At 60.6% G+C, this 13,216-nt stretch carries 11 protein-coding genes and 1 pseudogene; 5 read left to right on the plus strand and 7 right to left on the minus strand.

The genetic code is table 11. From position 1 onward, the window contains the following. Positions 1 to 1,013 precede the first annotated feature (1,013 nt). The 4 genes and pseudogenes from CLU80_RS30570 to CLU80_RS05365 form a co-directional block, all read right to left on the minus strand. A complete protein-coding gene (locus CLU80_RS30570) occupies positions 1,014 to 1,895 on the minus strand; it encodes a methyl-accepting chemotaxis protein (RefSeq protein WP_371748316.1) in 882 nt (293 codons plus the stop codon). Beyond that, positions 1,875 to 3,197 (minus strand): annotated as a pseudogene (locus CLU80_RS30575) (HAMP domain-containing protein); the annotation flags it as partial. The gene CLU80_RS30570 and the pseudogene CLU80_RS30575, both read right to left, overlap by 21 nt. Beyond that, a complete protein-coding gene (locus CLU80_RS05360; protein WP_099756918.1) occupies positions 3,091 to 4,491 on the minus strand; it encodes an aminotransferase-like domain-containing protein in 1,401 nt (466 codons plus the stop codon). The pseudogene CLU80_RS30575 and the gene CLU80_RS05360, both read right to left, overlap by 107 nt. A 190-nt stretch (positions 4,492 to 4,681) precedes the next feature. Next, positions 4,682 to 5,443, minus strand: coding sequence for an SDR family oxidoreductase (locus tag CLU80_RS05365; protein ID WP_007917441.1), 762 nt, complete (start codon positions 5,441 to 5,443; stop codon positions 4,682 to 4,684). A 103-nt stretch (positions 5,444 to 5,546) separates the two neighbouring features. Here CLU80_RS05365 and CLU80_RS30125 point away from each other — a divergent pair, with 103 nt between their 5' ends. Together CLU80_RS30125 and CLU80_RS05370 are read left to right on the plus strand one after the other, a co-directional pair. Continuing rightward, positions 5,547 to 5,684, plus strand: a complete 138-nt coding sequence (locus CLU80_RS30125) for a hypothetical protein (RefSeq protein WP_158561679.1) — start codon at positions 5,547 to 5,549, stop codon at positions 5,682 to 5,684. Beyond that, positions 5,681 to 6,685, plus strand: coding sequence for an NADP-dependent oxidoreductase (locus CLU80_RS05370; protein WP_099756919.1), 1,005 nt, complete (start codon positions 5,681 to 5,683; stop codon positions 6,683 to 6,685). The genes CLU80_RS30125 and CLU80_RS05370 overlap by 4 nt, the downstream gene beginning before the upstream one ends. 125 nt (positions 6,686 to 6,810) lie before the next feature. Here the strand turns inward: CLU80_RS05370 and pyrF are convergent, their stop codons facing one another. Continuing rightward, on the minus strand, positions 6,811 to 7,509 hold the full coding sequence (gene pyrF, locus CLU80_RS05375; protein WP_175559628.1) for an orotidine-5'-phosphate decarboxylase: 699 nt from the start codon (positions 7,507 to 7,509) through the stop codon (positions 6,811 to 6,813). Between the two features lie 296 nt (positions 7,510 to 7,805). Between pyrF and CLU80_RS05380 the strand changes: the two genes are divergently transcribed. The 3 genes from CLU80_RS05380 (at position 7,806) to xopAW (ending at position 10,536) form a co-directional block, all read left to right on the plus strand. Beyond that, entirely contained in the window at positions 7,806 to 8,555 is a 750-nt protein-coding gene (locus CLU80_RS05380) for a response regulator (protein ID WP_016983639.1), read from the plus strand. After that, positions 8,555 to 9,604 (plus strand): sensor histidine kinase, encoded by a 1,050-nt coding sequence (locus CLU80_RS05385; RefSeq protein WP_099756920.1) that lies wholly within the window; start codon positions 8,555 to 8,557, stop codon positions 9,602 to 9,604. Before CLU80_RS05380 ends, CLU80_RS05385 begins: the two co-directional genes overlap by 1 nt. Positions 9,605 to 9,837: 233 nt before the next feature. After that, positions 9,838 to 10,536 (plus strand): EF-hand domain-containing protein, encoded by a 699-nt coding sequence (xopAW, locus tag CLU80_RS05390; RefSeq protein ID WP_099756921.1) that lies wholly within the window; start codon positions 9,838 to 9,840, stop codon positions 10,534 to 10,536. 679 nt (positions 10,537 to 11,215) lie between these two features. Here xopAW and CLU80_RS05395 read toward each other — a convergent pair. Next, positions 11,216 to 12,268, minus strand: coding sequence for an AI-2E family transporter (locus tag CLU80_RS05395; protein WP_099756922.1), 1,053 nt, complete (start codon positions 12,266 to 12,268; stop codon positions 11,216 to 11,218). 69 nt (positions 12,269 to 12,337) lie between these two features. After that, the gene (locus tag CLU80_RS05400; RefSeq protein ID WP_099756923.1) at positions 12,338 to 13,144 is read right to left on the minus strand and encodes a DUF4892 domain-containing protein; all 807 of its coding nucleotides are present in this window, start codon (positions 13,142 to 13,144) and stop codon (positions 12,338 to 12,340) included. Positions 13,145 to 13,216: the final 72 nt, after the last annotated feature.

Genomic DNA, 13,216 nt, shown 5'->3' on the forward strand with positions numbered 1-13,216 from the left:
AGGCTCGCTCCTACAAGGGGGCTGAGTACATCTGACAGAGGTTGGTCGGCTATCCGGCCGCCATCGCGAGCAGGCTCACTCCCACATTGGGACTGAGTACATCAGATAGAAAATTGGTCGGCTGTCAGGCCGCCTTCGCGAGCAAGCTCGCTCCCACAAGGGGGCTGAGTACATCTGACAGAGGTTGGTCGGCTATCCGGCCGCCATCGCGAGCAGGCTCACTCCTACATTGGGGCTGAGTACATCCGATAGCGGATTGGTCGGCTATCCGGCCGCCTTCGCGAGCAAGCTCGCTCCCACAAGGGGCGCTGAGTACATCTGACAGAGGTTGGTCGGCTATCCGCCGCCATGGCGAGCAGGCTCACTCCTACATTGGGACTGAGTACATCCGATAGCGGGTTGGTCGGCTATCCGGCCGCCATCGCGAGCAGGCTCACTCCTACATTGGGGCTGAGTACATCAGATAGAAAATTGGTCGGCTGTCAGGCCGCCTTCGCGAGCAAGCTCGCTCCCACAAGGGGGCTGAGTACATCTGACAGAGGTTGGTCGGCTATCCGGCCGCCTTCGCGAGCAAGCTCGCTCCCACAGAAAAGCAAAAGCAACACCCTCCTCGCAACCGCATCAGCTTCTCACCACTCAACAGGATGAGCGTTAGCTCGGCTGCCGCTCTTGATCTTGATCCACGGGCGACGTCGGAAGGCTGAGCGGAGGGATTGATCCGGGCGGGGGAGCGCAGCGACCGTTTGGCGCAGCCAAACACAGCGAGAGGAGGTGCAGCGAAGCAAACCGTAGGCGCTGCGCCCGGATCGATCCCGGAGCGAAGGAACCCCGAGCCCCAGCGAGCGGGCCGCACGTAGGAGCAAGCGTTTTTGGTTACTTTTTAGGCGTTTGTAAAAAGTGACCCGCCGTAAGGGCGGAACCCTAATCAGCAACACCCGCAGCAACGGATATCCCCCCAAAACCCCAAGAGCCTGGTCGGCCCAAAGGCCGCCAAGCGTCAAAGCGTCAAAGCGTCAAAGCCGAAAATGCCCAACCATCCCGCGCAACTCCCCCCCCAACTGCGCCAGCTCAACACTCGAAGCCGCATTTCCACGCATCGCGATCGACGACTGATCCGCACTCGCACGAATACTCGTCACACTGCGATTGATCTCCTCCGCCACCGAACTCTGCTCCTCCGCCGCCGCCGCAATCTGCTGATTCATCTGCTGAATCAACGACACCGCCGCCGCAATACTCCCCAGCGCACTCTCAGTCTGCAACGCATCACTCACCGCCAGCTTCACCAACTCGCCGCTGCTCTGAATCTGCTGCACCGACGAATGCGCCGCCAAGCGCAAAGCACTGACCAGCCGTTCAATCTCCTCAGTCGATTGCTGCGTGCGCCGAGCCAGTGCGCGCACCTCATCGGCCACCACCGCAAAGCCCCTGCCCTGCTCCCCGGCCCGCGCCGCCTCGATGGCGGCATTCAGCGCCAATAGATTGGTCTGTTCGGCAACACTTTTGATCACCCCGAGTACCGTGCCGATATTCTGGATTTCAGCACTGAGGCTTTCGATGCTCGAACTGGCCGAAGTCGCCGAATCAGCAAGTTGCTCGATGCGCGCCATACTCTGGCGCACCACCTGCTGCCCACTCTCGACTTTGTCATCCGCCGTCTGCGCGGCCAGCGCCGCTTCTTCGGCGTTGCGTGCAACGTCGTGAACGGTGGCGGTCATCTGGTTCATCGCCGTGGCAACCTGCTCGGTTTCTTCCTTCTGGCTGCTGACCTCAAGGTTGGTCTGCTCAGTGACTGCCGACAACGATTGCGCCGAACTGGCCAGTTGCTCGATCCCCGCCTGCAAACCACTGACGATGGTACTCAGACCCGCGCCCATCTGTTGCATCGCCAGCATCAACTGGCCAATCTCGTCGCGACGGGTCACTGCCACAGTCGCACTCAAGTCACCGGCGGCAATCTGCTGCGCGACCTGAATCACACTGCGCAATGGCGCGACGATAAGTCGGGTGATCAGCCACGCGGCGAGTAATCCCACCAGCAATGCCAGCGCCGATGAGCCGATGATCAGCAGCGAGTTTTTCTTCAGTTCTGCCTGCATCGCGCCGTCTTCAGCGACATACGCCTGATTCACCCGCTCGACCACTTCGTTGGCACGCTGGTGCAATTGCTCGTAGACGGTTTTTTCCTGCGCGAGCAACCCGGTGTACTCGGCCAGTTTGTCGTTGAAACCGGCGATGTGCCCGGACACTTCATTGAGCACGGTCAGATAGCCCTCGTCCTTGACCGTAGTTTTCAATTCTTCGGCCTGCGCCTGCGCCTGCGCGGCCTGTTCGATATTGCCCTTGCCGGCACTGTCGGCATCGCCCTTGCGGCTTTGATCGAGACGAATCCGCGCTTCGTTCATTGCTTGCAGCATCAACCGCGAAACCTGGCTGACCTGACTGGCCTGCTCGATGAACTGTGCGCCATCCTTACCCTCGGTGTCCTTCAAGGTATAAGCACCGTCGTCGGCAAGTCCGGCCTGCAATACGTCAAGATTGTTGGCCACACTGGACACCGACCAACTGGCCATTTCCAGCGCCAGGTCCTTGGCCTGAGTCAACGACACAAACTCGTCGAACGCCTTACGATAAGCGCCCAGCGACTGCTGCACATCATTCATGACCGGCACATTCGCCGCCGACTGCGCTTTGAGCTGATCAGCCAGAGCAACCAGTCCGTCGACGCCCTTACGCAGGGCATCGGCCGTCTTCGGATCGCCCCGCAAGGCATATTCCTGCTCAAGCAGGCGCACCTTGAGCAAGCCGCTGTTGAGCGAAGACATCTGTTTCAGCCCGTCGAAACGCTGACTGATGGTTTGCAGGGACCAGACGCCGATGGCCGCCACCAGCGCGGTCAGAAGCAAAACCAGCACAAACCCGATACCCAGTTTTTTCGCCATACCGAGGTTGGCAAAACGTCCTTGCATGGCCGAAATCATTGCGCGTAGTCCCCTGCCATTGTCAGTAGAGCGAAGAGTCGCAACGGCCATGAAGCAGCACAAGTCTCTGGCGTCGGAATAATGGCAAAAAGCTACGCCTACGTCGTTTTCAGAACACTTGAGGTCGATCCGAACCGGTGTAGCGAAAAAACTGCCGGGCGCGCGGATCACAGGCATAGGCGACGTTGATGCGCAGCCAATCGCCCGACTCGCCATTGGGACTGAATGCATCAGGCGCTGACAGCAACACGCCGCAACGTTGAGCCTGCCGACGCAGCCGAATCTGATCGGTCATGCGCGAGCGCGCCCAGATGAACAAGCCACCCGCAGGCTTGCCGAAAACCTCCCAGTCGGCGTCCTCCAGCGCCTGCAATGCGGCCGCGCGATCGGCATTCAGGCGTTGACGCTGGCGCTGCACCAGTTTGCGGTAAGCGCCGCTCACCATCAGGCTGGCCAGCACCGCTTCGGTAAACCTTGACGCCCCCAGACCGCTGATCATCTTGACCTGCGCCAGCCGTCTGACCATGTCGCTGTCGGCAAAAACGAAACCGACCCGCAACGAGCTGCTCAGCGTCTTGGAAAAACTGCCCACGTAAAGGACTCGCCCATCATCATCCAGAGCCGCCAGGCGCGTGCCGTTGCCGGTGTGCAAGTCTGCGTAGACATCGTCTTCGATCACGCGCAAATCGTAGGTCTTGCTCAGTTGCAGGATGCGTTGCGCTACGCTCGGCGACAGGCAACTGCCGGTGGGGTTGTGATGATGGCTGTTGATGAATAACGCGCCGGGGCGAAACTGTTGCAGCAACGCTTCCAGCGCGTCGATATCCGGCCCGTTCGGGGTGCGACGCACCTCGAGCATGCGCACGCCGTGCATCCGCAGGAGATCGAACAACGGCGCGTAACCGGGCGTCTCGACCACCACGCAGTCTCCAGCCTTGAACAAGGTGCGCACGATCAGATCAAGCGCATGGCTGGCGCCGCAGGTACTCAGCAACTGCGCACTGCGGGCCTCGATACCGAACAGTTTCAGGCGCTTGGCGATTTGCTCGCGCAACGCTGGAAGCCCCAAGGGCGTGCTGTAGTTGAACAGGCTGGCCATGTCGGTGCGAGCCACCTCGCGCAGGGCATAACTGAGGTCGTCAGGTTCACGCCAGCTATGCGGCAGTCCGCCCGCGCCAAGTTTCAAGCCGCCCGCGGCCTCGCACACGGCATCGCACCAGGCAAACCGGCCCTCGAATGGCGCCAGTTCGTCCTCTGCGCTGGGTGTCGATGGCGAGGCGGCGACAACGAAACCGGTGCCTTGGCATGAGTTCAGAACGCCCTGCGATACCAACCGTTCACACGCCTCGACCACGCACGACTGGCTGAGCAGATTGCCCCGGGCGATTTGCCGCACGGACGGCAAACGGGTGGCCGGCGGTACGCCACTTTGCAGGATCCACTCGGTCAGTCCGTCAACAATCTGCTGCACGACCGGCACCATTGCCTGTCGATCAATTCTCAATTCCATGAGCAAGCAAACTCCTGTCCGTTTTGCTGGCGGCAGTAAATCACAGCCGCGCCGGACAGGCTGTGCGACAACGCCGCCAAAAGCGACCGTTCTAACCGTTTGATACACATTGTTTAAGAGGCTTCACGGAACTGACCGCTGCCCACAAAAAAGCCCGCAACGAATGCGGGCTGTTGTTCTTGGGCGTGATTCAGAAAGCGGTGACGCCACCATCCACTGCCAGCGAGTGGCCGGTGGTGAATGCCGCACCGTCGCTGCACAGGTACAACACGGCACTGGCGATTTCCTCGACTTTGCCGATGCGCCCGACCGGGTGCATGGCGTTGGCGAACTCACCCTTCTTCGGGTCGGCCTCGTAAGCACGGCGGAACATGTCGGTATCGATCACCGCCGGACACACAGCGTTGACACGGATTTTCTTCTTCGCGTATTCGATGGCTGCCGATTTGGTCAGACCGATCACCGCGTGCTTCGACGCCGCGTAGATACTCATCTTCGGCGCCGCGCCCAGTCCCGCCACCGAGGCGGTATTGACGATCGCCCCGCCACCCTGCGCCAGCAGCAGTGGCAGTTGATACTTCATACATAGCCAGACGCCTTTGACGTTGACGCCCATGATTGCGTCGAACTCATCCATCGAGCCTTCGGCCAGTTTGCCTTTTTCAATTTCGATGCCGGCATTGTTGAAGGCGTAGTCGAGACGGCCGTAGGTATTGATGACCTCGTCCATCAGATTCTTCACTTCGCTTTCGACGGTCACGTTGCAGCGCACGAAGGTCGCTTCGCCGCCGGCTGTACGAATCAGCGCCACCGTGCCCTCGCCCCCTGCCGCGTCCAGATCGGCGACCACCACTTTCAGGCCTTCGGCGGCGAACGCCTGGGCGGTCGCACGGCCGATGCCGTTGGCCGCGCCAGTGACTACAGCAACCTGACCGGAAAACGTCATGCTCATTGTTATGTCCTCGAAGGGATAGATGCAGGGGATGTATGGAATGGCAGCATAGCCATTGAGGTCTGCCGAGCGTCAGCACTATCCAATGGCTGTTTATGTGCCCATGCGTCGCAGTGATAAAACCAGCCAGGTGATCATCACTGCACTGGATCGGCGTGCATTCGCCGCATCAGCCAACCTTGCGCCAATGCCGGCGAAGGTCTATCAACAAGGCTTCATTCCGTTCGAGTGCCTGCCATGACCAACCAGACCAATCGCCAGTTCCTGCTCGCCAAACGCCCGGTGGGAGCGGCCAACCGCGAGACCTTCACCTATCAGGAAGTACCGGTCGGCGAACCGGCGGCGGGCCAGATTCTGGTCAAGAACGAGTACCTGTCTCTCGACCCGGCGATGCGTGGCTGGATGAACGAAGGCAAGTCCTACATCCCGCCGGTCGGTATCGGTGAAGTCATGCGCGCGCTGGGCGTAGGCAAAGTCATTGCTTCGAACAACCCTGGCTTTGCGGTCGGGAACTACGTCAACGGCGCCATTGGCGTGCAGGATTATTTCCTCGGCGAGCCAAGAGGTTTCTACAAAGTCGATCCGAAACTGGCACCGCTGCCGGTGTACCTGTCAGCGCTGGGCATGACCGGCATGACCGCCTACTTCGCCCTGCTGGATGTCGGCGCACCGAAGGCCGGCGACACCGTGGTGTTGTCCGGTGCAGCGGGCGCAGTGGGCAGCATCGCCGGGCAGATTGCCAAGCTCAAAGGCTGCCGCGTGGTTGGCATTGCCGGCGGCGCCGACAAGTGCAAATTCCTTATTGATGAGTTGGGTTTTGACGGTGCCATCGACTACAAGTCCGAAGATGTCGTGGCCGGGCTTAAACGCGAATGCCCGAAAGGCGTCGATGTGTATTTCGATAACGTTGGCGGCGACATCCTCGATGCGGTGTTGAGCCGTTTGAACATAAAGGCGCGGGTGGTTATCTGCGGCGCGATCAGCCAGTACAACAACAAGGAAGCGGTCAAGGGGCCAGCCAACTACCTGTCGTTGCTGGTCAACCGTGCGCGGATGGAAGGTTTTGTGGTGATGGATTACGCGGCGCAATACGCCAGCGCCGCGCAGGAAATGGCCGGCTGGATGGCCAAGGGGCAGCTCAAGAGCAAGGAAGATATCGTCGAAGGGCTGGAGACCTTCCCGGAAACGCTGATGAAATTGTTCAGCGGTGAGAACTTCGGCAAGTTGGTGTTGAAAATCTAAAACCACCACAAAAAAAATGTAGGAGTGAGCCTGCTCGCGATAGCGGTGTGTCAGTCAACATTACCGTTGTTTGACACACCGCTATCGCGAGCAGGCTCACTCCTACAGGGTTTTGCGGTGCCTGATCAGGCGATTTCGGCTACGACCGAAGCCAGCGCCTGCGCCGGATCCGCCGCCTGGCTGATCGGACGGCCAATCACCAGATAATCGGAACCGGCATCCAGCGCCTGACGCGGAGTCAGAATGCGGCGCTGATCGTCCTGCGCGCTGCCCGCCGGACGAATTCCCGGGGTCACCAGTTGCAGCGAAGGGTGCGCAGTTTTCAGTGCCGAGGCTTCCAGCGCCGAGCACACCAGACCGTCCATGCCAGCCTTTTCGGCCAGCGCGGCCAGACGCAGCACTTGCTCTTGCGGCTCGATATCCAGACCGATACCGGCCAAGTCTTCGCGCTCCATGCTGGTCAGCACGGTCACGCCGATCAGCAACGGCTGCGGGCCGCTGCGTTTATCCAGCTCTTCACGGCAAGCGGCCATCATGCGCATACCACCGGAGCAATGCACGTTGACCATCCACACGCCCATCTCGGCAGCCGCTTTCACGGCCATCGCGGTGGTGTTGGGAATGTCGTGGAATTTCAGGTCGAGGAATACTTCAAAACCCTTGTCACGCAGGGTACCGACAATTTCGGCGGCGCAACTGGTGAACAGTTCCTTGCCCACTTTGACCCGGCACAGCTTCGGGTCCAACTGGTCGGCCAGCTTCAGTGCGGCGTCACGGGTAGGGAAATCCAGGGCGACGATGATAGGAGTCTGGCAGGCGGACATGAATGGGCTCTCAGGCAGGTCGAAATCGGCGCGCATTGTAGCGGAACCGGCGGCAGCGCGGCACCCGATGATCGGTAAATCGTCGCGCTGGCCGTGATCAGCATAGCGCTCGCTGCTATTGTGTCGACTCCGATACACAACCGACACGCCAGCAACAAGCACCCGCGCTAGCCTCGCCAGCCGCAATACGTCCTTACATCAGCACTTCCCGCCTCACGGCCGGACGCCTATGCTGAAACCACAACCTCGCAGCCCATCTTTTGTGGTTGGCGGCCTACTGGCAGATGAACAGCCTCATGCACAACACCCAAATGACCGCGACGGATGAGCCTAAAGACGACAAGCGCTGGAGCATTCGCGCGCTGATCGTCGATGATGACGTGCCGATCCGCGAGCTGATGATTGACTACCTCGCGCGCTTCAATATCCACGCCAGCGGCGTCACCGACGGCGCGGCGATGCGTCAGGCGCTGCTCGCCGAACATTTCGACGTTGTCGTGCTGGACCTGATGCTGCCCGGCGAAGACGGCTTGTCGCTGTGCCGCTGGCTGCGCGCCGAATCGGACATCCCGATCCTGATGCTCACCGCCCGTTGCGAACCGACCGACCGCATCATCGGCCTGGAACTGGGCGCCGATGACTATATGGCCAAACCGTTCGAGCCACGCGAACTGGTCGCGCGCATTCAAACCATTCTGCGCCGGGTGCGCGACGATCGAACCGAACAGCGGGCGAACATTCGTTTCGACAACTGGCGTCTGAACAGCGTCCTGCGCCAGCTGATCGCCGACGATGGTCTGGTGGTGCCGCTGTCCAACGCCGAATTCCGCCTGCTGTGGGTGTTTATCGAACGTCCGCGTCGGGTACTCAGCCGCGAGCAACTGCTCGATGCTGCCCGTGGCCGCTCGATCGAAGCCTTCGACCGCAGCATCGATTTGCTGGTCTCGCGTCTGCGGCAGAAACTCGGCGACGACCCGAAAGCTCCGCAGTTGATCAAAACCGTGCGCGGTGAGGGTTACCTGTTCGACGCGCGGGACATCGGCTGATGCGGGCGCGCTTCGACACGCTGTTCGGGCGCCTGTTTGGCGTGCTGTTCGTGGCGATTGTCCTGGCGCACCTGCTGGCGTTCGCCTGGTTCCACCACTACGGGCCACCGCCGCCCCCACCGCCACCGGAGTTCTCTCAAGGCGCCGAAGGGCAACCGATGGCACATGATCCGCGCTACCCGCCACGGCCACCGCGTCCGTGGTTCGGTGGCCCGGTGGTGCCGCTGACCTTTCAATTCATCACGCTGATGATCGCGGCCTGGTACGGCGCCAAACTGCTCAGTCGCCCGATCCAGCGCCTGAGCGACGCCGCCGAACGCCTCAGCGAAGACCTCGACAGCCCGCCGCTCGACGAGTCCGGCCCGCGGGAATCGCGACAAGCCGCCTACACCTTCAACCTGATGCAGCAACGCATTCGCGAACAGGTGCAGCAGCGCGCACGGATGCTGGGCGCGGTTTCCCATGATCTGCGCACACCGTTGTCACGCCTGAAACTGCGCCTGGAAAACATCAGCGATGAAAAGCTGCAAGGCCAGATGCGCCAGGACCTCGACGACATGATCGGCATGCTCGACGCCACCCTCACCTACCTGCACGAACAGCGCACCAGCGAAGCCTTGCAATTGATGGATGTGCAGGCGCTGGTCGAATCACTGTGCGAAAACGCGCAGGATCAAGGCGCCGACGTACAGGTCAGCGGCCATTGCGCACCGTTGCCGGTACAGCCGATGGCGCTGCGTTCGTGCCTCAACAACCTCATGGACAATGCCCTGCGTTATGCCGGCCAGGCACGCATCGAATTGCAGGATCAACGCGAGCAACTGCTGATCCGCGTAATCGATCACGGCCCGGGGATTGCCGAGGACAAGCGTGAAGCGGTGTTTGAACCGTTTTATCGGCTGGAAGGCTCGCGCAATCGCAACTCAGGCGGCGTCGGGCTGGGTATGACGATTGCCCGCGAAGCGGCCCAGCGTCTGGGTGGCCAGCTCAACCTCGAAGAAACCCCCGGCGGCGGCCTCACCGCCATCATTCGCCTGCCGCGCACCTGAGAAACACACAATCCACCTGTAGGAGTGAGCCTGCTCGCGATAGCGGAGTGTCAGTCACAGTAAATGTCACTGATAAACCGCTATCGCGAGCAGGCTCACTCCTACAAGGTATTTGGTGTTCATTCCATCGTGTGTACCCACCGGTACAAATCCCACATACCCCCGACAACTTGCGCCCCGACGCTGCATAAGCCGGTACACCCACCGGTTTTCCATTCCAGGGAGTGAATCCGATGATTGGTAGCGTCAGCAACTACACGAGCTATACCAGCACCAGCAGTACCTCCACGCAAAACGCCCACAGCCAGCAACTGCAAAAAGAACTGTTCGCCAAACTCGACAACAACGGCGACGGCGCAGTGGATCAGGACGAACTGAAAAGCGCCCTGTCGCAGAAGAACGACGACGGTCTGCTGGTCAAACTGAGTAAACAATTCGGTGATCTGGACAGCGATGCCAGCGGCAGCCTCAGCGCCGAAGAATTGACCGCCATGGCGCCCCCGCCGCCACCACACGATCAAGCACCGGACACCGACCTCGCCGACGCCCTGATTAGCGCCCTCGACAGCGACGGTGACGGCGCCATCAGCAGCGACGAACTGTTCAGCCAACTTGATGCGGATGGCGACGGCAGCGTGACCTCGACAGAACTCGGCAGCGCACTGCAAGCCAGCGACAGCGCGACTTCAACCACCAGCACTGACACCAGTGCCGCGCTGCTCAAGGTGCTCGATAGCGACAGCAGCGGCGGTGTAAGCAGCGACGAGCTGAAAGCGGCTTTACAGGCAGGGCGAGAACGGCCGGATGAAGAACAGACCGCTTCTACCCAGAGCACCACCGAAGCCCTGAACCGCATGATTGCCAATCTGAGCAAACAGTACTCGCTGGAGAAAACGGCGTCGGTGGGCAAGTATTTGAATGTGGCGACTTGAGTCGAAGACACTATTTGCCGCGGACAATCAAAAGCCCCTCACCCTAGCCCTCTCCCGGAGGGAGAGGGGACTGACCGAGGTGTTTGGGAGAGCTACGCCGACTTGAAATACCGAGTCGAACTCAGATTCTGGAACAGATCAAAAGCCCCTCACCCTAACCCTCTCCCAGAGGGAGAGGGGACTGATCGAGGTGTTTGGGAGAGGTACGCCGACGTGCGATACCGCGTCGAACTGAGGCTTTGAAAAGCACACATTTCAGCCCCCTCTCCCTCGGGAGAGGGCTGGGGTGAGGGGCAGCAACAACGCAAATCAAAAGCCGAACACCCGCGCTCTTCACCACTCAATAGGCCGAGTGTCAGCTCGCCTGCTCTTGATCTTGATCCACTGGCGACGTCGGAAGGCTGAGTGGAGGGATTGATCCGGGCGTGGGAGCGCAGCGACCGTTTGGCGCAGCCAAACACAGCGAGAGGAGGTGCAGCGAAGCAAACCGTAGGCGCTGCGCCCGGATCGATCCCGCAGCGAAGGAACCCCCGAGCCCCAGCGAGCGGGCCGCACGCAGGAGCAAGCCTTTTGGGTTACCTTTTCGGCGTTTGGAAAAGGTGACCCGCCGTAAGGGCGGAACCCTAAGCAGCCGTTACCGCAGCAATGGATATACACCCAAACCCAAAACCCAAAACAGCTACCGCCGATCCTCAACCCGAGACTGACTCTTGCTCCAATCCGTCAACAAACTATAAGCCACCGCCAACAACGTAGGCCCGATAAACAACCCGATAAACCCAAACGCAATCAACCCGCCAAACACCCCAAGCAACACAATCACCAACGGCAAATTCCCCCCGCGGCTGATCAAATACGGCTTGAGCACGTTATCCACCCCACTGATGATGAACGTCCCCCAGATCCCGAGAAACACCGCCATCCCGTACTCACCCTTCCACGCCAGCCAGGCAGTGGCCGGCACCCACACCAACGGCGGCCCCATCGGAATCAGACTCAACAGGAAGGTGACAATCCCGAGCACCAGCGCCCCCGGCACCCCGGCAATCAAAAACCCGATCAACGCCAGAACCGCCTGCGCCGCCGCCGTGCCGATCACCCCGTTGACCACCCGCTGCACCGTACCCGCCACCAACTCGATGTAATACCCGGCACGATCCCCGATCAAGCGCTCCAGCAGACTGTGCACAAACGCCGCCAGTCGCGGCCCGTCACGATAGAAAAAGAACACAAAGACAATGCTCAACGTCAGCTCGAGAATCCCGCCACCAATCTGCGCACTGCGCGCCAGCAGCCAGTTACCGACCTGCCCCAGATAAGGTTTGATCGACACCATCAGCGCGGCGCCCTGCTGATCGATGCTGTTCCACAGCCCGACCAGGCGCTCGCCCACAAACGGCAAAGTCCCCAGCCACACCGGCGCTTCCGGCAGACCGTCGACCTGCACATCCTTGATGAACGCCGTGGCATCACGCACATGATCCCCCACGTTGAACCCTAGCCAGACCAGCGGCGCGGCCACCAGCAGCATCCAGCCCAGCGTCAGAATCCCCGCAGCCAGCGACTCACGGCCATTGAGCCAGCGGGTCAACAGACGCATCAGCGGCCAACTGGCGAATGCCAGCACCGCGCCCCAGAACAGGGCCGACCAGAACGGCGCCATCACCCACAGGCTGGCACCAAACAACACCAGCAGCAGGATCTGCACCAGCAGGCGATCGTTATTGAGCATGTAAGGTCTCGAAAAAGTCAGTCAGGCAAAGAGTAGGCGAACACGCAGTTCGTGCTCGCCCGAAACAGCTTAACGCAACAGATCGATGCGCAGGCCAGGGCCTTCAACACTGCCGGTCTCCATGCGTGCCGCCCGCACGCCCTGATTGATCAGGGCCTGTCGCCATGCCTCGGCTTTCGGCCCGGACACCGTCACGCGCAACGTCGTATCGAGATTAAGGCCACGGGAAATCAGGCGTAGCCATGTATCGTCCGGATCATTCACGCGATCAGGAAAATCCAGTTCACCGGTGCTTTTCAACTGACGCAACAGGGTCGCCGAGGTCGGCAGCAGCTCACCCAACGGTGCAGCCGCCTCGAACTGTTCGACATGCAGATAGGCTTTGCGATTGCCGCGCGTGATGCTGTAAAGCGCCACCAGCGTGTTGTCACGCGGTGCGGCCAGTCTCAACAACAGATACGCCTGTTGTTCGTCAGCACCGTACAACTTGGCGTTGCCGAACACCTCGTTGGCCCACAGGCTGCTTTCACCGCAATCACGCGCCTGACACCAGAACAGCAATTCGGCGTCCTGCTTTTGCAGGGCTTCACGAGCGGCAGTAAAGGCTTCGGTGGCGGAGTGTTCGGGGGGCAACTCGTAGGTCACCGAAGTGGTCTGGCCACGGGCGGTGACCTGGCCGTCGAAACGCAGCTGCCCGCTGATCTTGCGGATCGAGCCCAGCGGATAGATCCGCTCAAGCTCCACAGGCGGGCGGTAGTCGACGATCTGTGCATCGGCCAGACGCGGCACGATCTGCAGATCCTGACTGCCCGGCACATCGGCGGCGAACGAAACGGTACTGAAACAGCACAGTGCCAACAGACTGAGTGACCGCATAGTCAGGCTCATCGGATCGGCAATGCTGGATGATTCGAGGTCGCAGCGGTATAGAAATCCATCGTAGTTGTC

The organism is Pseudomonas sp. 29, assembly GCF_002754355.1.
Lineage (GTDB): Bacteria > Pseudomonadota > Gammaproteobacteria > Pseudomonadales > Pseudomonadaceae > Aquipseudomonas > Aquipseudomonas neuropathica.

Coding starts and splice junctions, on each gene's coding strand:
- CLU80_RS30570 (WP_371748316.1), bottom strand. CDS start 1,895: ATGCTGGCGATGCAACAGATGGGCGCGGGTCTGAGTACCATCGTCAGT.
- CLU80_RS05360 (WP_099756918.1), bottom strand. CDS start 4,491: ATGGAATTGAGAATTGATCGACAGGCAATGGTGCCGGTCGTGCAGCAG.
- CLU80_RS05365 (WP_007917441.1), bottom strand. CDS start 5,443: ATGAGCATGACGTTTTCCGGTCAGGTTGCTGTAGTCACTGGCGCGGCC.
- CLU80_RS30125 (WP_158561679.1), top strand. CDS start 5,547: ATGCGTCGCAGTGATAAAACCAGCCAGGTGATCATCACTGCACTGGAT.
- CLU80_RS05370 (WP_099756919.1), top strand. CDS start 5,681: ATGACCAACCAGACCAATCGCCAGTTCCTGCTCGCCAAACGCCCGGTG.
- pyrF (WP_175559628.1), bottom strand. CDS start 7,509: ATGTCCGCCTGCCAGACTCCTATCATCGTCGCCCTGGATTTCCCTACC.
- CLU80_RS05380 (WP_016983639.1), top strand. CDS start 7,806: ATGCACAACACCCAAATGACCGCGACGGATGAGCCTAAAGACGACAAG.
- CLU80_RS05385 (WP_099756920.1), top strand. CDS start 8,555: ATGCGGGCGCGCTTCGACACGCTGTTCGGGCGCCTGTTTGGCGTGCTG.
- xopAW (WP_099756921.1), top strand. CDS start 9,838: ATGATTGGTAGCGTCAGCAACTACACGAGCTATACCAGCACCAGCAGT.
- CLU80_RS05395 (WP_099756922.1), bottom strand. CDS start 12,268: ATGCTCAATAACGATCGCCTGCTGGTGCAGATCCTGCTGCTGGTGTTG.
- CLU80_RS05400 (WP_099756923.1), bottom strand. CDS start 13,144: ATGCGGTCACTCAGTCTGTTGGCACTGTGCTGTTTCAGTACCGTTTCG.